General features: G+C 34.8%; 15 protein-coding genes and 3 pseudogenes. 4 read left to right on the forward strand and 14 right to left on the reverse strand.

The genetic code is table 11. The features are described 5' to 3' along the window. Position 1 precedes the first annotated feature (1 nt). From KHA93_RS23480 to KHA93_RS06680, 6 genes and pseudogenes are all read right to left on the reverse strand, one after another. Positions 2 to 3,100: a type I restriction endonuclease subunit R gene (locus KHA93_RS23480; RefSeq protein ID WP_213112800.1), complete on the reverse strand. Its 3,099-nt coding sequence runs from the start codon at positions 3,098 to 3,100 to the stop codon at positions 2 to 4. Positions 3,101 to 3,113: 13 nt separating this feature from the next. Continuing rightward, positions 3,114 to 4,316 carry an AAA family ATPase gene (locus KHA93_RS06660; RefSeq protein ID WP_213110020.1) on the reverse strand — a complete coding sequence of 401 codons (1,203 nt, stop codon included), beginning with the start codon at positions 4,314 to 4,316 and terminating at the stop codon, positions 3,114 to 3,116. A gap of 4 nt (positions 4,317 to 4,320) precedes the next feature. After that, positions 4,321 to 5,499, reverse strand: coding sequence for a restriction endonuclease subunit S (locus KHA93_RS06665; protein ID WP_213110021.1), 1,179 nt, complete (start codon positions 5,497 to 5,499; stop codon positions 4,321 to 4,323). Further along, positions 5,496 to 7,043 carry a type I restriction-modification system subunit M gene (locus KHA93_RS06670; RefSeq protein WP_213110022.1) on the reverse strand — a complete coding sequence of 516 codons (1,548 nt, stop codon included), beginning with the start codon at positions 7,041 to 7,043 and terminating at the stop codon, positions 5,496 to 5,498. The genes KHA93_RS06665 and KHA93_RS06670 overlap by 4 nt, the downstream gene beginning before the upstream one ends. Positions 7,044 to 7,077: 34 nt before the next feature. After that, positions 7,078 to 7,671, reverse strand: a complete 594-nt coding sequence (locus KHA93_RS06675) for a type IV toxin-antitoxin system AbiEi family antitoxin domain-containing protein (RefSeq protein WP_213110023.1) — start codon at positions 7,669 to 7,671, stop codon at positions 7,078 to 7,080. Between the two features lie 443 nt (positions 7,672 to 8,114). Then, positions 8,115 to 8,673, reverse strand: a pseudogene (locus KHA93_RS06680) (recombinase family protein). A gap of 472 nt (positions 8,674 to 9,145) precedes the next feature. On the opposite strand from KHA93_RS06680, the gene KHA93_RS06685 reads away from it, so the two are divergent. Then, entirely contained in the window at positions 9,146 to 9,406 is a 261-nt protein-coding gene (locus KHA93_RS06685) for a hypothetical protein (protein ID WP_213110024.1), read from the forward strand. Positions 9,407 to 10,238: 832 nt separating this feature from the next. Here KHA93_RS06685 and treC read toward each other — a convergent pair. The 4 genes and pseudogenes from treC to KHA93_RS06700 all read right to left on the reverse strand — a co-directional run bounded on the left by treC (position 10,239) and on the right by KHA93_RS06700 (position 15,763). Further along, positions 10,239 to 11,900: an alpha,alpha-phosphotrehalase gene (gene treC, locus KHA93_RS06690; protein WP_213110025.1), complete on the reverse strand. Its 1,662-nt coding sequence runs from the start codon at positions 11,898 to 11,900 to the stop codon at positions 10,239 to 10,241. After that, positions 11,893 to 13,346, reverse strand: a pseudogene (gene treP / locus KHA93_RS06695) (PTS system trehalose-specific EIIBC component). The gene treC and the pseudogene treP overlap by 8 nt, the downstream one beginning before the upstream one ends. Positions 13,347 to 13,511: 165 nt before the next feature. After that, positions 13,512 to 13,856 (reverse strand): annotated as a pseudogene (locus KHA93_RS23155) (PTS sugar transporter subunit IIA); the annotation flags it as partial. 170 nt (positions 13,857 to 14,026) lie between these two features. Then, positions 14,027 to 15,763, reverse strand: a complete 1,737-nt coding sequence (locus KHA93_RS06700; protein WP_213110026.1) for an ABC transporter ATP-binding protein — start codon at positions 15,761 to 15,763, stop codon at positions 14,027 to 14,029. Positions 15,764 to 16,270: 507 nt separating this feature from the next. On the opposite strand from KHA93_RS06700, the gene KHA93_RS06705 reads away from it, so the two are divergent. Then, positions 16,271 to 16,816, forward strand: coding sequence for a DinB family protein (locus KHA93_RS06705; protein ID WP_233711070.1), 546 nt, complete (start codon positions 16,271 to 16,273; stop codon positions 16,814 to 16,816). A gap of 71 nt (positions 16,817 to 16,887) precedes the next feature. Here KHA93_RS06705 and KHA93_RS06710 read toward each other — a convergent pair whose 3' ends face one another. Next, a complete protein-coding gene (locus tag KHA93_RS06710; RefSeq protein ID WP_213110027.1) occupies positions 16,888 to 17,721 on the reverse strand; it encodes a hypothetical protein in 834 nt (277 codons plus the stop codon). A gap of 119 nt (positions 17,722 to 17,840) precedes the next feature. Here KHA93_RS06710 and KHA93_RS06715 point away from each other — a divergent pair, with 119 nt between their 5' ends. Next, the gene (locus tag KHA93_RS06715; RefSeq protein ID WP_213110028.1) at positions 17,841 to 18,032 is read left to right on the forward strand and encodes a YbxH family protein; all 192 of its coding nucleotides are present in this window, start codon (positions 17,841 to 17,843) and stop codon (positions 18,030 to 18,032) included. A gap of 68 nt (positions 18,033 to 18,100) precedes the next feature. On the opposite strand, the gene KHA93_RS06720 is transcribed toward KHA93_RS06715, so the two are convergent. The 3 genes from KHA93_RS06720 to KHA93_RS06730 form a co-directional block, all read right to left on the reverse strand. Next, positions 18,101 to 18,421, reverse strand: coding sequence for a hypothetical protein (locus tag KHA93_RS06720; RefSeq protein WP_213110029.1), 321 nt, complete (start codon positions 18,419 to 18,421; stop codon positions 18,101 to 18,103). 68 nt (positions 18,422 to 18,489) lie between these two features. Next, positions 18,490 to 18,960, reverse strand: coding sequence for an NUDIX hydrolase (locus KHA93_RS06725; protein ID WP_233711071.1), 471 nt, complete (start codon positions 18,958 to 18,960; stop codon positions 18,490 to 18,492). A gap of 10 nt (positions 18,961 to 18,970) precedes the next feature. Next, a complete protein-coding gene (locus KHA93_RS06730; protein WP_349772264.1) occupies positions 18,971 to 19,390 on the reverse strand; it encodes an SRPBCC family protein in 420 nt (139 codons plus the stop codon). 455 nt (positions 19,391 to 19,845) lie between these two features. On the opposite strand from KHA93_RS06730, the gene KHA93_RS06735 reads away from it, so the two are divergent. After that, positions 19,846 to 20,313 (forward strand): GNAT family N-acetyltransferase, encoded by a 468-nt coding sequence (locus KHA93_RS06735; RefSeq protein WP_213110030.1) that lies wholly within the window; start codon positions 19,846 to 19,848, stop codon positions 20,311 to 20,313.

Genomic DNA, 20,313 nt, shown 5'->3' on the forward strand with positions numbered 1-20,313 from the left:
ATTAAATTTTTCCACCTACTCCCTTAAACTTATCTACAAAGGCAGATATTTTCTGAAAAACGCTCTGTTTTTTTGTTAAATACTGAGGATTGAGAGGACTCATTTTAGGAAGAACCTCATTAAGCTCCGTTCCATTTTCACTGGCATATTCTCTTTTTAATGAAGTCAAAATATATCTTTTTGCAGCATCTTCATTCAGATTTTCAGTACTAATCAATTCTTCTGCTTCACGCTTTTGTTCAGTTTGAGCAAATGAGAAAAAAGCGTCAATAATACTTGCTTTATCTTGAATACTATCTAAATCAGCTTGGTTGATAAAATCAACTACCAAGCTTTCTTTTGCACGGTTTCCTACACTAGAACGAATTAATCGGCGAACTTCTTCAACCAAGAATGCTTTATCTTTCACCTTTTTGTTATGCTCAAAAATAAGTTCAAGAATGTAATCTAAGTTGATCTCTTGGGATTTCAGAAGATCTACTTCAAAGACAATATCATCCCAATCAATAGAGGCATTTCCTTTTTCTTTTCCAGTTTTTTCTCGACGAAACCAATCACGAATATCATTATATGAAGAACGATAATCTTGAATAGCTCTTTCTTCTAACACTTGAGTCTCTTGCATAACAGCTATATCTTCATCCGTTACATAGTGAGTAGCCTTAAAGTCTTCTAAAGCTTTAGGGTCAGTCATATCTACTGTTTGTAAAGCTTTTAAAGCTGAATATTCATCATAGTTCTGTAGGATATTTTCAATACGCAAATATTCACCAAATAGTTTAGTAAATTCTTTCTTATCCTTTTCAGTAACAATCTCATCAACATTAGGAAAACGTTCCTTTAATTCTCTGACTACATCTGCATAACCACGACGGGCTTCACCCGTTGCCACATCAGCGAATCCTTCCATATACTCTTTATAACTTTTTTCTAAAACCACATTTTTAGTGTTTTTATCTCCAAAACGAGTAATAGCGTCTATGGTTGCTTGTTCTAAATCTCTAAAAGTAACAATATTCCCAAAAGTTTTAGTGGAATCATAAATACGATTTGTTCTCGAATAAGCTTGCATTAAACCATGATACCTAAGATTTTTATCAACAAATAAAGTATTTAATGTAGGTGCATCAAAACCAGTTAAAAACATTCCAACAACAATTAACAAATCAATCTCTTTGTCTTTTACTCGTTTAGCAAGGTCACGATAATAATTTTGAAACTCTTTACTTTCTACGCCATAGTTGGTTTTAAACATCGCATTGTAGTCTTTGATGGCTGAACTTAAAAACTCTTTTGCACTGCTATCCATAGCTGTTGGTTCAAAAGTTTCATCAAGAATTTCACCTATCGCAGTTTGCGCTTCATTAGCAGCAAAGGAGAAGATTGTAGCAATCTTAAGGGGGTTATTGCTTCCTTGTTGTAATTTATTTAATGATTCATAGTAGAGTTTGGCTGCATCGACACTGCTCACAGCAAACATGGCATTAAATCCTTTTCCATTCGCGTTTAGACGATGGGTTTTTACTCTGAAATTATTAAGAATATATTGAGAAATTTCTTTGATGCGTTCAGGATGTAGTAGTGCTTCTTTATTTTCTGCTGCCGATAGCTTTTTCTCGTCCTGTTCTTTTTCGATCGTTTTGAACTTGGGACGTACATCGTTATAATCTACTTTGAACTTTAAAACCTTTTCATCTCTAATGGCATCCGTAATGACATAAGAGTGTACCTCTCGACCAAAGACAGAAGCAGTCGTTTCAGAACCAAGCGCATTCTCCGGGAAAATAGGTGTGCCTGTAAATCCAAATTGATAGAACTTCTTAAACTTTTTTTTGATATTTTTTTGAGCTTCACCAAATTGTGAACGGTGAGCTTCATCAAAAATAAATACCACTTGCTTATTATATATAGGTAACTCTGTTTCGCTTTTCATTAGGTTATTAAGTTTTTGAATCGTCGTCACAATAATTTTATTATCATCTTTTTCGATGTTACGCTTTAATCCTGCGGTACTTTCTGAACCATTAACACTATCAGGAGAAAAACGCTGATACTCTTTCATCGTCTGAAAATCCAGGTCTTTCCGATCTACAACAAAAAAAACTTTATCGATAAAATCCAGTTCAGTAGCCAAGCGTGCTGCTTTAAAACTCGTAAGCGTTTTTCCCGAACCTGTTGTATGCCAAATATATCCGCCGCTTTCAATGGTACTCCATTTTTTTGCTTGGTATGCACTTTTAATTTTCCATAATATTCTTTCTGCCGCGGCAATTTGATAAGGTCGCATAACCAGCAGGTTGTCGCTCACATCAAATACGGAATATTTCAGTAGCACATTCAATAAAGTATCTTTCTGAAAGAATGTAGCCGTGAAATCCTTTATATCTTTAATTAGGATATTATCCGCTTTGGCCCAATTCATAGTGAAGTCATAACTGTTCTTATCACGTTTCGTCGTATTTGCAAAATAACGACTATCTGTACCATTAGAAATCACGAAAATCTGTAAATACTTAAATAGAGAGTTCTCAGAATTGAAACTCTCTTTACTGTATCGATGAACTTGGTTAAAGGCTTCGCGAATCGCAATCCCTCGCTTTTTGAGCTCCACTTGTACTAGAGGTAAGCCATTGACTAAGATGGTAACATCATATCGATTCGCATGCGTTCCTTTTTGTTCAAATTGCGAAATAACCTGCACTTTATTATTGGCAATATTTTTTTTATCTACTAGGTAGATGTTCTGAATATGCCCATCATCAAAAACAAAGTCATAAATATAATTGTTATGAATTTTCCGGGTTTTATCTATGTGGTTGTCACTCGGTTTATCTAAAAATTGCTCACAAAATCTAAACCATTCAGCATCTGAAAATTGCACATGATTAAGATTTTGCAGCTGCACACGAGCATTAGCAAGCATCTGCTCAGGAGAGATTAAATTAGGCAAATGCTCATAGCCAAGATTAATTAAATCTTGAATGAGTTCTCGTTCTAAATTAGCTTCCGTTTGATAGCCAACCCCTTGTTCAGCTATCTTGGTATACTTATCTAAAACTATATAGTTGTTTGATTCTGCGATGGGTTTGTGGTCGCTCACTATAAATCCCCCCTTAATTATTCTCTTTTTTAAATCTATATATTTCACAGATTTCACCGATAAGATGTTTTAATACATTTTTGTCATCATTTGTCAGTACAACAATTTCTTCAGCTGAATGCTTTGAATGACTGGATAAATTTAGAATTCTTTCTTCATATGCATCCCGACTTCCTTTAACAGGTAATAATAATTCCCCCCAATTAAGATAACCTAAAAAAGTGGAGGTTTTCTCCAAAATATTTCGAAGGAAGCTAAAATGATATTTATGCACTTGTTCAGAATCAATAGCTTTTTCAATTTCTTTTATTAGAAAGAGATGATAAGAGAACGGCGAATCATTAGGCTGCTTTATTAGTCCGTAAGTTCCCTCTTCTTGCTTTTCTAGTCTATACTTTTTAAAGTGTTTATCTCTGTTGTAACCTGTACTTTTATTAGAATTATTAAATTCATTACATAGCACATTATAAAAAAGAGGATTATGTGTGGTTATAATGAATTGGAGGTCTGTTAATGCACTTTTTTTTATTAATTGTGCTAAATTTACTGCTATTTCAATCAAGTGGTTATCGTCTAATGAACTTACAGGGTCATCTATAAATACATATTCAAGCTGATCAAATTGATCTGTTTCTCTATCACTTGATTCAGCTACATTTAATACCTCAATAACTTGTTCAAGTAGAGAATAAAAAACACACCATACAAAGTTACTCTCTTCACCTTTTGAGATTTTAATGTTATCTGAACGTTCATCATTACCACGTTCATATGAAAAGGTTATTTCTGTAAAAGCTCCTACTGTCACATTATTACCATTTTTATCTTTAGTAGAATATTCTTCATTAAAGTGTGGAGTTAATTTTTCATCGGTATAGTGTTGAAAATTAGTAATTATATTTCTATCTTGTCCTTGCTCTTCAAAAATCCATTTTGTAAATGAGTTAGAATGGATTTTAAGTTTTGGTTCAGCATCAAACTCCAAATCATTATCCCAATAAAACAAATCTTCTGTAAACGCATTGTAATAAAGTATTTTTTTACTAATTACTTCTAATTCCTCTAATTCCATATCACCATTTACATCGGGTGACACTAAGGATTTAAATTCCCTTGATAGCCTAGTTTTACCGGTTCCATTAAAAGCGTAAATCAGCTGAACTTTTTTATTATTATCTTTTAACTGATTTGCAATTTCATTTAAACTCTTCCCCATACTATTATTCTACCTCACTTTTGGAAAATGAAAGAAGCATATTACGATAATATTCGTATTGTTCTTGACGCAACTCTATTTCACGAAGTAAATCCTCAGTAATTGAGTTAGTTAAAGCATCGAATTTGTCAAGGATAGAGACGATACGTTCTTGTTCCGCAAGTGTAGGAAACGGTAATAGTAATCTTTCAAAAGTTGAAAGATTGATATTTTCTTGCGCACTACCAGTGCTTTTTGACCGAAGTTTCGATTTATACGAAGTCAAAAGATATTCAACATAGCTTGAACTTGTTTTTTTAGGATTAGCAACAAAACCTATAATACTATCTGGAAAGCATGAATCAAAACCAAGAATAGCAGTTTCAGCAATATTTGCAGCTATCGTTATGCAAAGTGTCCCTTTTGGCCACAACTTACTCTGCTCTAGTCCAAATTCACTATAAGTTTGTGTGAATTCTCTAATGATATGTGGAGCATTTCGGACATCTCCCGTTTGAATGAATGGAATGTTTCCACCATATAACTTAGAATCATTTCTTGGACGGTGTTTTGATTTTCCGCGTCCAAATTCAAGAGCAACTTCCCTCAACGTCTTCCACTCAACTTCACCCTCGTCAAAAGTCAACAACTGATCACGGTAATAGTTATATTGCTTTTTACGAGCTGTAAGCTCTGCTGTAAGCTCTGCTATAAGCTCTGCTGTAAGCTCTGTGAAGGTGTCCAAAATACGGACGATTTCTTCTTGGACTTTAAGTGGAGGGATGGGGAAAGGGAATGCTTCAAGCATTGGCTTTCTAATAGAAATAGAAGTTGCACCTACACTTCTCGTCAAAATGTATTGTTTGAAACTTTCAGACATTACGTAATACAAATATTTAGCATTTACTTTATTTGAAAGCAAATGAATTCTATATGCCCGTTGATGTAAAGCATATTTCCCTTGTACGAAATGAAAAATATCACCAATTCCACCTTCGCCAGGTACTACAATTGCAGTTTCATCATACTCAAAAGTATTTGATTTCAATATATTTTTTGATCGAACATAGAACGGGTAAGTCCCAATTTCATCTTCATCTTGACGGTTTGAGCTACCTGTTCCTATTTCCGCAACTTCCCCTAGAGTCTTCCACTCCACCTTAACCCCATCAAGTTGTTTCTCCATAAAGTTCGGCTTAATCATGATTCAATCACCTCAATAATGTCATCAATTTCAGCACGAAGTTGGTCTATCTTTGCTACGGTCGTTTTTATTTCTGCATTAAGCTCATTTATATTAATGACTTCCCTTATATCTTTTCTTACCACGTAGGTGTTCACAGATAGGTTGTAATCTTTTTCAACGATTTCAGCATAATCAACAGATCTTGCAACATGATCAATATCTTCTTTACTGTCAAACATTCTCATTATCTGCTCAATGTGTTCATCTGTTAGTATGTTATTATTCGTTTCTTTTTTGTAGAAATCTACTCCACTTACATCAATAAATTGAGTTTTATTATCGGTTTTATGCTTAGAAAGAACCAAGATATTAACCGCTATTGAAGTTCCATAAAAAAGGTTAGGTGCTAATGAAATAACCGTTTCAACAAAGTTATTATCAATTAGATATTTTCTAATTTTTTGCTCTGCACCACCACGGTAGAAAATACCAGGGAAACAAACAATAGCAGCACGACCTTTACTTGAAAGGTAACTAAGCGAATGAAGTACAAAGGCAAAATCGGCTTTAGATTTTGGTGCTAATACACCTGCAGGAGCAAATCTTTCATCATTAATAAGCGTTGGATCATCACTACCAATCCAATGTACGGAATAAGGTGGATTAGAAACAATGGCATCGAATGGTTTTTCGTCACCAAAGTAAGGATCTCGAAGCGTATTTCCTAAAGCAATATAAAATTTATCGTAATTTATGTTGTGTAAAAACATATTCATACGAGCAAGGTTATAAGTAGTATGGTTAATCTCCTGTCCATAAAAACCATCTTCGATAATATGAGCATCAAACTGTTTCTTTGCTTGTAATAGCAATGAACCTGAACCGGCTGCAGGGTCATATATCTTATTAATGGTTGTTTGCTTGTGTATGGCTAATTGAGCAATAAGCTTAGACACACTCTGCGGTGTGAAGAATTCTCCTCCAGATTTACCAGCATTGGCAGCATAATTAGAGATTAGAAACTCATAGGCATCACCAAAAAGGTCAATTTGGCTATCTTCAAAACCTTTAAAATTAAGCCCTTCAACTCCTTTAATGACAGCAGCTAGACGACTGTTTTTATCCTTAACAGTATTTCCTAATCTATTGCTTGTCGTGTCAAAATCAGCAAATAATCCTTTAATGTCTAGTTCAGATGGATAACCATTTGCTGAATTTTCAATAGCAGAAAATATAGCAGCTAAATCAGTATTCAAACTTTCATTTGTGTTCGCGGTTTTCGCAATATTAGCAAATAGCTGACTCGGATATATGAAGTAACCTTTTGTTTTAATGGCATCCTCTTTTATTTCTATCGTTATAATATCATCAGGAAGTTCTGCATATTTGATGCTTTCGTCTCCCGCTTCAATATAGCTAGAAAAATTTTCGCTAATGAAACGATAAAATAGCGTTCCTAAAACGTATTGTTTAAAATCCCATCCATCTACTGAGCCACGGACATCATTGGCTATTTTCCAGATTTGAGATTGTAATTCGGCACGTTGTGCTGCACTTGACATTTGTGTACCTCCAATTTTTCTTCTTATACATTGATTATAAAAGCACTTCCAAATAAGTTTGAATCTTTGCTTCCACCTTTAGCTTCTTTCCATATTCACAGAGTAATGCAATGTTCTTGTCTTTTCTTCTAATATACCTTTTAAAAGCATCTGTGATGATCTGTATATCCGTTTTATTATGCTTTCGCAAGATATCGCATAATGTCCTTTCCATGTTATAAGCTCTCACTGTATTCCCTGTAGGTGTTTTTACTTTTACAACTCCAAGCTCATACAATTCCATAATGACACGATTGCACTTCACGTTTTCGCTTTTTACGGTTGAAGTATTGTAATTATGAGGAAAGGTCATTTGAAATTTTGCTGGCGTACTGTCGGTTAAATCAAATAAATAAAGTGCAGTAGCACCAGAAAATATCCCTCGTTTATAACGAACTTGAAGATTATACATTTCATCTTCCAATGATCCAACCAGTTGATATACGCCTCGTCCTGTCCGTTCTAACAAACCTGTATCCATCATATATTTGAGATTGCCGCGTGAAATTCCTGCTTTTGTTACTTCGGCAGCAGTAATGACACCATTATTATTTTTGATCATTTCCATAATGAACTCAGTACTTGCCATAACACACACCTTCTCTCAAAAATAAAAAAAGACTCTACGCATATAATTATGACCCACTTATGCGTAAAAGTCAAAAAGTAATTACTAAAATTTCCTGTTCTAAACTTTAAAAGCGAAAAGGTTGCCCACAAGCCATACATAATTGCTATACATACATCTTTTAAAACAAAATAAAAACAACCTACAATCAGTAGCTTGTTCATTTTCTATATCCTCTTATTCTTTTCTCTAATAAACTTCATGACTATTTTTCGTTAAATAACCATGAACAAAAAAGCCTTTGAACAAGTTTATTTACATAGCGAAAATACTATGGATCCCGAACCTGCCCAAAGGCTTTAATTTGTCGAATACCTCAGACTCCTTGTTTAGTCAAAAAATTATTATTAAACTATATCAAGTTATTTTTCATAAATAAATATTTTATAACCAATATCACTTATTTAATTTATATTTTTGATTCTCCTCTTTGCACGTATGAGACTACTTTTACTAATCCCTGTAAATTCCTCTACTTGCTTATATTAATGGGATTCTAATAAAGTCAATGCATGCGAAATCTGCTTCTTGCTAAACTTTCTAGGTCTTCCTTCTCTAAAGTCTTCTTTTTGTTTCGCAATCGCTTTCCCCTCTTGTGTCCCGTTCAACGATCATGTCCCTTTCAAATTCAGCAAAAGCACTCAATATTAAATATTAAACGTCCTGTTGGCGTGTCTTCCACTAAGCCATATTTAAAATATGTACTTTAACCCCTTTTTCAAAAAGTATCTTAATAGTTTTTATAGCATCAACTGTAGATCGAGCATACATATCTAATTTTGTAACGACTAGTATATCGCCAGGTTGCAAGACAGTTAAAATTTCTTGAAACTTTGGACGTTCAGCTTCTGTCCCAGTAAATTTCTCCGAAAATACTTTTTCACAACCCTCGTTTTTAAGTGCTCGACGTTGTGTTTCTAAATCTTGGTTAAGTATACTGACCCTTGCATATCCGTATTTAATAGAATTCCTCTCCTTATTTTCGGTTATATGTTTTTATACCATTATATAAATTGATCTTATTGCCTATCATAAAAAAGCGTCAAAACTTTTAGTTTATGACACTTTCGGTGGATATCCTTATTCTTTCATCCGTGTTTCCATTCGGCCAACTAGTACTAGCGGCACTATCAATAGATCAAAGAGAAATTAATAAGATAGTTAAAAGGCTATAGTTTATAAAAATCGATTAAATACAAATTGTACTAAATTGGAATAATCAACATGTTTTTTATTAAAATTCGACTTTTCCCTAGGTGATTTGTCCAATTTCAGGTACTTTTTTCCTCAAATCTCTTTTTTGTCCTTTTGATTAATCTTACAATCTTCAATAAATTTGTCTTGTAAGTTATTAAAGGAGGAAAAAAAGAAAATGTATAAAAACAATAAAGGTGTATGGATAAAGGAATACCAGGAGACATTAGGGGAGAATTTAATGAAGGAGAAATTTCAAATTGAATTTAAAGACAACCATTATTTACATAAGACAATATCCTTAGATCTCATCAATAAGCCGGTTCAAAATATGGGCCGCATGTGGATTTTCGTTGTAAAAAGTGATGATTATGTTGCTAATCGTAGAATTTATGGTGAAGTAGTAAGGGAAATACATGATAGGATTGTTCCATTCTTACAAAAAGAATATAATTATGAACCACAAGCTTGTTTAATTGACTCTGAACATAAAGTGTACTAATGATAGATCTTTTTGGGCAGCTGGATCTCACTGGCTGCTTTGTATTCCAAAAGTAAAAAGGTTCTTGTAAGAAAGGCTATAAACGCCTTTCTTACGTCAGGCAATCACTTTTCACAATAATCTCTTACAGATGGCTTATTTAGTTCATACCTTGGGGTTAATTGGGATGATTCTTTCCAATTCGCACAATAGTCACACATCAGCTTCACCCTTTTTTCACTTCCTTGGGTTGTTTTACAAGTATTACTTAGCACGCTCACGACGTGTATCAAGGTTCCCTCGCTTCTCTTCTGGGACAAATGCGTAAATAGCTTCAATCTCTTTTTCTTCCGTTATCAGCTTCCCTACTTAATTAATACACCCCCCTCTCCCACGGGGGTAATTTGGCCTTTCTTTTGTTTTGGATATTAAATCATTACGCACCTGATTATTATCAAAAAAACTTCTCCCACACTACAATAGTCGATCTTAGTGCCTTGCGATAACTAGTGAAAAACAATTACAAATCTTATCTTTCAACAAAAAACACTTACAAACATAGATATATCAACATTTATAAGTGTCTAATCTTAATGAAATCGCATTGGGGGTCGAGCACTAGAATTCAAAATAAAATCCTTGTACGACCGATAGCGTGATTGACCATAAAAAACAGGTTCCGTAATTCTCATTGATACAATTTCCAAAACATTCAGTAACCTATAATAATGACATCCGTATCCTTTATCTGTCAGACAAATTTGCTGTCATGATTCGGAATAATATCGACATCTCCTTCGAACCGTTTAAGATGGGCTGACCTATTTTTTTCGCTAAATATCCTTTGTTCAACCTATCCCCTGTCCAAATACACGATTGACTCATAAGGTCTCAACGTTATTTTATACAATCTCTTTGATGAATCAGCATAATTTGATAGTAGGATTTGCGGGTTTTCTACACCTTCTACTTGCAGTTCGACTGAAACTTCTTTAGCATAAAAGTTATTCACCACGATTAATTTTTCATTTTTCCATTCTCGTGTATAGGCAAAGATTTGGGGGTCATTTGCTAGTAGCAGATGATAGTCCCCATAAGTTATGATGTCATATGTTTTACGTAGCTTAATTAGTTTTTGATAATGACTGAAGATCGAATTGGGGTCATTCATTGCATTTTCAGCGTTAATTTCATTGTAATTTCGGGCTGGTTCGATCCACGGTACACCTGTTGTAAATCCAGCATTTTTTTCACTGGACCACTGCATAGGTGTTCTGGCATTATCACGTGATTTTTGCTGGAGTATGGCGATTATTTCTTGCTCTGATTTTCCCTTTTGCTTTAGAATCTCATGTGTATTCAAAGATTCCACATCACGGTATTGACTAATCGAGGTAAACTCAGGGTTTGTCATCCCGATTTCTTCACCTTGGTAAATATATGGGGTTCCCTGCATCATATGGATTGTGGTTGCAAGCATTTTTGCTGATTCCTTATGATATGTTTGATGATCGCCAAATCGAGATACAGCACGTGGCTGATGATGATTGCACCAAAACAGGGCATTCCATCCTCCTCCATCATGCATACCAATCTGCCAATCGGAGAGGATTTTTTTTAATTCAATAAAGTCAAATGGTGCCTTTGTCCATTTATCCCCATTTGGATAATCTACCTTGAGGTGATGAAATTGAAAGGTCATATCCAATTCTTTTCGTTCCGGTTTTGTATAAAGGATGCAATTTTCTATTGTCGTCGAAGACATTTCCCCAACCGTCATCATGTTATTAGGCGCAAAAACGGCTTGGTTGATTTCATGTAAATATTCATGGACTCGTGGACCATCGGTATAGAACCTTCTGCCATCACCGTTATGATCATTTGGGAAATGCTGATCCTTTGAGATTAAATTGATCACATCAAGGCGAAATCCATCAATTCCTTTCTCTGCCCAGAAGCGAATCATCTCAACCAATTTCTCTCTAACCTCATTGTTTTCCCAGTTAAGATCTGCCTGTGTTACATCAAATAAATGCAAATAATATTGACCCGTTTTCTCGTCATATTGCCAAGCTGGACCTCCAAATTTTGATTCCCAGTTTGTAGGCTCCTTTCCATCAACAGCATCATTCCATATATAAAAATCACGGTACATATTTGTTATGGATGACGATGCTTGTTTGAACCATTCATGTTCCGTCGATGTATGATTAATGACTAGGTCCATAATTAGCTTTATACCGCGTTTATGAGTTTCATCCAATAATTGCTCGAAATCAGCCATTGTCCCATACATTGGTTCAATAGAGTAATAATCACTAATATCATATCCATTATCTTTTTGCGGTGATTGATAAATAGGTGTTAACCAAATTACGTCCACGCCTAGTTTTTTGAGATAATCTAGCTTTTGGATAATTCCCTGTATATCACCAATACCATTTCCGGTTGTGTCATTAAAACTTTTTGGATAAATTTGATACACGGTTGACTTTTTCCACCAAGCTTCACTCATTACTTTCACTCCCAGGCATTGATAACCTCCGTTTTGCAATAAAATACGTAACGATAAACGGAAAGACAATGACGATAAGCATGCCAATTAAAAACGATACCCAATTAGACGCTACAATCGATAATATCGCCGGAATGCCTCCAACACCGATTGATGTCGCTTTTACGCCTTGTAATGTGATAAAAGCCCCAGCAATCGCAGTACCAGTGATTGCCGCAAAGAACGGATATCGATACCGCAAGTTTACCCCAAACATTGCAGGCTCCGTAATTCCGAGCCAGGCAGAAATACCCGATGTTCCTGCCAACCCTTTTAACTTTTCATCTTTTGCAACTAGCATCATGGCAAATACTGCTGCACCTTGGGCAATGTTAGATAAAGCAACAATGGGCCACAAGAAGGTCGTTCCCGTACTACCGATCAGTTGCAGATCTATCGCCAAAAACGTATGATGCATACCGGTTATGACGAGTGGAGCATATATTGCACCATATACTAGTCCTCCGATGACTGGTACTACATCAAAGACGTATACTAGTCCTTCTGTAATCCAATTTCCGATTTTAAATGTAACAGGACCGATTAAAACAAATGCCAAAAAGCCCGTTACCAATAACGCAACTGGTGCAACCACCAATAATTGAAGTGAATCAATGACACGTTTCCTAAGGAAGATTTCTATTTTAGCTAGTACCCATGAAGCAAATAGTACTGGAAGTACTTGTCCTTGATACCCAACTTTATTTATTTCCAACCCAAAGATATTCCAAGTAGGGATTTTACCTTCCGTAACTGCTGAGCCATATCCCCATGCATTCATTAAGTCTGGATGGACAAGAATTAAGCCAAGGACAACACCAAGTAATTCATGCCCCCAAACCTCTTAACGGCTGACCAGCCAATTAATGCAGGTAAGAATGTGAAGGCTGTATTCGCAATGATATTAATCATATCCGCAATACCAGCCCATTGTGGGTATGTCTCGATAAGTGCTGGTGCACCTTTCCCAAAGATTCCTGGATTCGCTAATATATTATTAATACCCATTAATAAACCAGCAGTTACAATCGCCGGTAAAATCGGAATAAAGATATCCGCCAATACTTTTATTGCTTTTTGCAGTGGATTTAGTTTTTCTCCGCCCGCTGCTTTAACATCCTCTTTCGATGCTTCAGCAATACCCGTCTCGTGAACCATTGCTTTATAAACCTTATCAACAGTACCTTGGCCAATCACAATTTGATATTGGCCATTTGCCGAAAACGTTCCTTTTACGATTCCCATATTATCTAGGGCTACTTTGTTAACCTTATCTTCATCCTTTAGTGCAAAACGCAGACGGGTCACACAATGGGTGGCTGCATTTATATTCTCTACGCCGCCGACTGCAGCTACAATTTCCTCTGCCTCTTTACCATACTGCACCCCATTTGTGGATGTAGTCATTTGTTCATTATTTTTATGCTCAGCCTTTCCTTTTGGCGCTGTTCCCAAAAGAACGGAGTCTACTGCAATAACATCTTTCTCCTTCGTTTTATGTAATTCTTCGAACTGGTCTCCGTTTATAACAATAATTGGAGTGACATGATTTTTCGCTTTTTCCTTAATAAAATCCAAGTCAAAAGTGACTAATGGGTCTCCGGCTTTTACCTTATCCCCTGACTTAACATGTGCTTCAAAACCTTCTCCATTAAGGGAGACGGTCTCTAGACCAATATGTATTAATAATTCAAGTCCCGAATGGCTAATAAGCCCAATGGCGTGCTTAGTTGGAAAAATTTGAATGACCTCTCCATCAAATGGAGCGACCACCTTCCCATCCGTAGGTTCAATCGCAATGCCATCTCCCATCATTTTTTGAGCAAATGTCGGGTCTGGAACATCTTCTAAAGCCACTACATTACCACTTACGGGAGCATAGATTAAAATCTGATTGGCTTCTCCATTAGTTGTCATTCAATGTGACCCCTTTCATTTAAATCCTCGCTTGTCAAAACAGCATTCAAATCAATAGTCTTAATATACGTTTCCCATAAAACTATGGGTCAAAACAAAATATACAACCGTTCTACCTTCAGACAACAAATCTCCCTTTTCAATATCGAAAAGGGAGATCTCTTAAACTGCTATATGACAAATTGCATATTATACAATTGTGCATATGTCCTATCTAATGAGAGTAATTCCTCATGTGTTCCTTCTTCTGAGATCCCGTCATCAGTCAACACAATAATCCGCTCGGCATTTCTAATCGTCGATAATCGATGGGCAATGACTATTGTCGTACGATTTTTCGCTAAAGCTTCCAGTGAATCTTTGACGATTTTTTCGCTTTCATTATCGAGAGCGCTAGTTGCTTCGTCAAAGATCAATACTGGTGGATTTTTTAGGAAGACGCGTGCAATGCTTAATCGTTGTTTTTGCCCTCCGGATAATTTGACACCACGTTGGCCAATATCGGTTTCATATCCGTTTGGCAAAGCAATAATAAAGTCGTGTGCATTAGCATTTTTCGCAGCCTCAATGATTTCTTCGTTTGTTGCCTCAGGTTTTCCGTAACGAATATTTTCAAGAACCGTTCCTGCAAACAAATACACGTCTTGCTGAACAATTCCGATATTCCGTCTTAGAGAATGCAAGCTGATATCCTTAACGTTCACGCCATCTATTAGTATTTCTCCTTCATTAACATCATAAAAGCGTGGTATGAGTGAACATAAGGTTGTTTTACCGATTCCTGATGGTCCCACCAATGCAATATAATCTCCAGAATTAATGTCCAATGAAATGTTATTTAAAACACTTTGATTGTTTCCGTTGTAACTGAAACCGACATTTTTAAACTTTACATCGCCTTGTACATTCTTCAATTCCATTGCATTTGAAGAGTCTTTGATAGACGGTTCTATTTCTAACATTTCCATAAAACGATCAAATCCAGTAATTCCATCTTGAAACTGCGTCGTCACATGAGTTAATTTTTGAATTGGCTCAATCAAGTACGCAATATATAACAAAAATGTAATCATATCGGCCAAGTCTAATGAAGCATGAACTATATTGATGCTACCAAAAACAATCACCGTTATTGTAATGAGCTGAATGAAAGTATCCATTCTCGTATAAAAATACGCTTCACTTTTATAGCCGTTCTTTCTGCTTTCTAAAAAGCGATTGTTTTCGTAATTGAATTTTTCTACTTCAAAGTTTTCATTCCCAAATGACTGAACTACCCTAATGCCTGAAAGATTATCTTCCACTTGGGCATTAATATCAGCAATTCGATCTTTATTTCTTCTTAGCGCAATGTTTAGCTTTTTATTAAAGTAAAGCGCAAACACTGCCATGAATGGCAAAAAGCAAAAGATGGCTAATGTCAATTTAGCGTTGATGAAAAATAGGATAACAAATGAACCGACAAATTTAATAAAATATTTCATATAATCCTCAGGACCATGGTGATACAACTCAGATAGCAAAAACAAATCATTTGTTACTCTAGACATTAATTGTCCTATTTTTTGCGTGTCATAAAAGTTGAATGATAGTTTTTGATAATGCTCAAATAATTCTCTCCGCATATCACTTTCCATCATCGCGCCCATTTTATGACCGTGATAATCCACGACAAATTGACAAAGATTTTGTAGGACCACCAAAACGAGCATAATCCCGCAGACGATATAAATTTGGTTTAGTGCATTTGAAAGATCATTTGTTAAAATATTTTTCGTAATGTACCTTGTTAACAAAGGATACAACAGTGCAATGGCTGAACCAACTAAGGCACACGCCATTACAGTGTAAAACAGCCTCAAATACGGTTTGTAATACGATAAAAACTTCTTAATTCGATTATTCACAAGTTTACCCCTCTAATGTTAGATTTCCAGAATACGAATCTACACATAAGGGGAACACATTAATGTTTAATTTAGTGTTACACCCCTATATGTTTGTACAAAAGTTGTTTGTTTTCTCATTGTTATTTCCTCCTTCTAGTTCAATGGATAAATTATACAAAATAAACCAAATATTTAAAAGATAAAAAACACCTTAATCCATTTTCTCCACAGAAAAATCCTTGTTACCATGAAAATAAATTTAAATATCAACATAAAGAGAAAGTGTCCTCTAACTAGCAGTATTATTGGAATCCTTTATATGCAACTATACTTTAGTGTTATTATATTTTGTCCTTTTAAAAAAATTAGCCACTAATTTATTGCTACTACCATGCAGCTGGAAGACAATGTATAACTGATAAAGCTAAAATGTATAACATCTAATAAATTTTAAAAAAAGGATTTTATTTGCTTTTAAAGAATATATAAAAAGTGTTGTTACTTCTAAACAAAAGAGGTGGAAAAATGTCGATAGATATCAAAACATTATTTTTAATCGATCAAAAAGATGGTTTGAATGAGGAATTTAGTAAATTAGTTTCTATGATGAATTATACAAGAGTTATGACGCTTGAAGAAGTAAAGAAATTAACTGTGGAAGAGTTGGATTTCCTTTATGATAAGGGTGATGGCAATTCAGTTGGAATGTTGCTTTCACACATGGCGGCCGTGGAAAAAGCATATCAAATCGAAACTTTTCAAAATCGCGAATTGACTGAAGAAGAAATTAATGACTTGAATCCTGCATTGGAATTAGGAAATAAGGCACGTGAACAAATTAAAGGCCATAGTATAGAAATTTATTTAGAAGAATTGGCTAATATTCGACATCAGACAATCGAAACCTTTAAAACACTTCCAGATGAATGGTTATTTCTACAAACTCCATTTTGGTTTGATGAGTCAGCCAACAATTATTTCAAATGGTTTCATGTATTCGAGGATGAATTGAATCATAGAGGCCAAATAAGAATTATCAAAAAGATGATGGCAAAACAGTTGCACGTTTAATATAGATCAGCCAAAGTCCCCCACTTCTATTAGTGGGGTTTTTACATGATTATCGCAACATATTCATTCATTTATCTTTCTTCTTTTTCCATAAAAATGTCCTTTACAAGCTGTTTACTGTCAACCTTCCATCCGTTACTAGGTGAAAAACGAATTAAATATATAGATCCTTTATAAATATGACGTTTTGAATGTTCATCAATCCATTCAATATCAACGGGAACATTAAGATATAGTTGGTCATCTTTAAAAGGAGGGACGATTATTTGTCTAGCTTTGATGTTATCTACGTGTTGAAATTGTTTATTCCAGTTCAATTTTTGCACTGAAATGACCGAGACAATTCGCTTATCTTTTTGTTTAATTCCAGCTACATAAGCTTCAATAAGATCAAATGGTTCTACACTATTCAAATACTCATTCAATGTACCAGCTGATTTCAAAATCATGAGCTTATGAGAAAGATCTTCTGATTTACTTCGATGCGTTGTGCTCCCATTAAAGTGAACGCAAAAATGACCTCGAAAATCATTGTCCAGCTTCCCAGCACCATGTGGCATCCCATGCATTGAAGCTGCTATCCATTGATCTTTATGAATGACAATGATCGCCCTTCTCTTCCAACTCCATTTTCCGTTATAAATATCTTTCATAATTTTCGTATCCTTTGATGTCAATGGCTGAACGTCGGCATGTCCGCTTCCTGCTCTTCTTTGTACGTCAAACCTCTTTCCGGTTTCCACATCCAAGATCGTAAACTTGCTATATTTCGGCAATATTCCATTGACTTCATCCCACGGAAGCAAATCTACCCAAATTCCGATTCCCTCATCTTTAGCCGATGCAGCTTTCCCATTAAAAAATACGACAGAAGTTAGTAAAAAAAGCATAAATATATAACGCATCTAAACACTCATTTCTTAATTGTTAAAAAAAGCTTTCCAAAAATGAGTCGAACCTATTCATGATTTATTCTGAAAAAATAGGGAAAAGTAACACGAGAATCTATAGGGGGTAACATCAAATGGGAGCAATCGAACGAAACGGATATATATTTGAGCCAGAATACAGTGTTATTGAGCAAAATGGCGCCGTCCATGTCTTTCATCATGGTGAGTTTATAGAAGAAGTTAGATTTTCGTTCCAAGGTGAATATCCAGAAATGGATCAAATCGAACAACTTGTTGCTGATTACTGTAGAATAAATGGAATTTAATAACTGCACCAAAATTGCTAGTGTTCACTAGCAATTTTGCTGTAGTTGGGAAAACTGGTGCTAGCTAATTAAGGACCAAAAGAAACAACATAACTGATCATAATAAGCATAAAGGCAAAAACGGAAATCGTACAAATACACACTAGATTCAGAAGGATAAAAAGAATTTTCTTTTTACCTTTTATGAAAAATGAATATATAAAACCAAATGTAGGATTCAAAAGTAATAAGAAGAGAAAGGTAATGATTACTACTCTTTTTATATTAAATACGATGTTTGAATCGGACTCTGGTACTATAAATAATATTAGTAATAAAATAAACACTGCGATTGTTGTGATTAAGGAAGTTAGCGCTACTTTAGGAGGGTTTCGGAAAAACTTCTTCATATAAATCCCCTTTTATTAGTTATTTATCAATACTATTCGTTATCTAAAAATAACCCCCTTCTTATAAGCTATTGTTTTTCGACAAAGTGTTCAGTAGTCTTAGGCAAATGATTAATTCCCATTCTCAAATATCTTGGATATAACTCCACATCTATAAGATCATTGATAGGCGTCCATTTATAGATCGACCGCTCCTCTTCAAGTCCAAAAAAAGGCTCTTTGCTAAACAAAGAATGATCGTTTGCGGTGATCATATAATAAAATCCAATTTCATGGTAATCATTACCACCATATTTGAAAAAGTTTTCCCCAACCCATACCAATCTATTAATATGTATATTAACTCCTAGTTCCTCTAGGAACTCCCTCTTCATACTTATTTGTGACTCTTCCAGCAAAGCGACTCTACCTCCTGGAAGTGACCAATTTTCCTCATTTACGTCTCTATGAAGGAGAACATGTCCATTTTCTATCCATATTCCTGCAACTCGATAGTTAAATATAGCTGTTTCTGTTTTAAAAACTGCATCCAATATCATACAATCCTTTCTATCCTCTATTTTGTGAATGTTCCTTTATAATGTCCAATACCTTCTCCCATAATATCTTCATTTCATCTCTAACCTTCTCATCAGAAAGATGTTCTTGGTGAAAACTAATCGTTGTTTTATTTTCCTCTTTCGGCAAGATACGAATTTGAACTGTTGAAGGCCTTGTCCATTCTTCCCTTTGCCAAGTAAGTCGGATTTGTTGTAAAGGCTTAATTACACGGATTTCCCCACTACCCGTATCTGCACTGTATTTTTCACCTTTTTGTAATGGAAAACTCGTAAAGTCTCCTAACCATAATTTTAAGCCTGCATTTGACGTTACAAGCTTCCACGCTTTATTTTGGGAGATTGGAAATGTTCTTCTAACTCCTATTTGGAATCCCACTGTTTTTGTTTGTCCCACTACTTCATGTTCCACATAACCATCTCCATATTTTTTAATTAGACATTATAGACCAAGGCTTCCAAGATACTTGAAATCAAGCTGCAAATTATTTTTTTTCTGTTCTTTAATCATTGTTTTCAGTTACTAAATAGTGTGGTTGTATAGGATTTAACAAACTAACGGGAGAATGTTCTTAGGATCCGCTTTCTCAGAAAAGTTCTTCGTACCATGGATAATCCAAATGGACTTTGACTATTTTCTTACTAGTAAAGCTTTTTAATTTAACTTGATCATTTGAACTACAGAAAAATAATATAGTGAATAAAATAAGGAACGAGATTGTAAATATATTTATAAAACCACTTCATAATTTAAAACTTTTAAAAATTCAATAAATATTGTACACATGAATGGTATCATAAGTTAGAGATTGTAAAAATGATTGCATTTAAAAATCTAAGTTTATGTTTGAAATTAAGGAGAAAATAATGAATATCAAAAATTTAACAAAAGAACAAGCTAAGCAAATCATCAAATGGAGATATGAGCCACCATTTGATTTTTATAATATGGATGACGATGAAGAAACTCTGCAAGAGCTTCTTCACTATTTTGGTGTGTTAGATGGTCAAGTTTTACTTGGCTTTTATTGCTTAGGATCGTTCGCCCAGGTGCCTATTGGTCGAGAAAAGGGATTATATCCGGAATCGGAAGGATTAACAGATTTAGGATTCGGTATGAAGCCGGAATTAACCGGTCAAGGTTTGGGTTATACATTTATAAGCTTTATCATCGAGGAAATTCAACAAAAGTATAACCTAAACAAAATTCGCTTAACCGTTGCCGAATTTAACAAAAGAGCTATAGCGCTTTATGAAAAATTAGGATTTGTAATGCAAACATCGTTCATTGCAAATGATACTACTTTCTTGGTAATGATAAAAAAGCTAGAGTAA

Source organism: Lederbergia citrisecunda, assembly GCF_018343695.1.
GTDB lineage: Bacteria > Bacillota > Bacilli > Bacillales > Bacillaceae_C > Lederbergia > Lederbergia citrisecunda.

What these genes read in the sequence shown, in the direction of transcription:
- KHA93_RS06660 (WP_213110020.1), bottom strand. Translation starts at nt 4,316, where the DNA reads ATGGGGAAGAGTTTAAATGAAATTGCAAATCAGTTAAAAGATAATAAT.
- KHA93_RS06665 (WP_213110021.1), bottom strand. Translation starts at nt 5,499, where the DNA reads ATGATTAAGCCGAACTTTATGGAGAAACAACTTGATGGGGTTAAGGTG.
- KHA93_RS06670 (WP_213110022.1), bottom strand. Translation starts at nt 7,043, where the DNA reads ATGTCAAGTGCAGCACAACGTGCCGAATTACAATCTCAAATCTGGAAA.
- KHA93_RS06675 (WP_213110023.1), bottom strand. Translation starts at nt 7,671, where the DNA reads ATGGCAAGTACTGAGTTCATTATGGAAATGATCAAAAATAATAATGGT.
- KHA93_RS06685 (WP_213110024.1), top strand. Translation starts at nt 9,146, where the DNA reads ATGAAGGAGAAATTTCAAATTGAATTTAAAGACAACCATTATTTACAT.
- treC (WP_213110025.1), bottom strand. Translation starts at nt 11,900, where the DNA reads ATGAGTGAAGCTTGGTGGAAAAAGTCAACCGTGTATCAAATTTATCCA.
- KHA93_RS06705 (WP_233711070.1), top strand. Translation starts at nt 16,271, where the DNA reads ATGTCGATAGATATCAAAACATTATTTTTAATCGATCAAAAAGATGGT.
- KHA93_RS06710 (WP_213110027.1), bottom strand. Translation starts at nt 17,721, where the DNA reads ATGCGTTATATATTTATGCTTTTTTTACTAACTTCTGTCGTATTTTTT.
- KHA93_RS06715 (WP_213110028.1), top strand. Translation starts at nt 17,841, where the DNA reads ATGGGAGCAATCGAACGAAACGGATATATATTTGAGCCAGAATACAGT.
- KHA93_RS06720 (WP_213110029.1), bottom strand. Translation starts at nt 18,421, where the DNA reads ATGAAGAAGTTTTTCCGAAACCCTCCTAAAGTAGCGCTAACTTCCTTA.
- KHA93_RS06725 (WP_233711071.1), bottom strand. Translation starts at nt 18,960, where the DNA reads ATGATATTGGATGCAGTTTTTAAAACAGAAACAGCTATATTTAACTAT.
- KHA93_RS06735 (WP_213110030.1), top strand. Translation starts at nt 19,846, where the DNA reads ATGAATATCAAAAATTTAACAAAAGAACAAGCTAAGCAAATCATCAAA.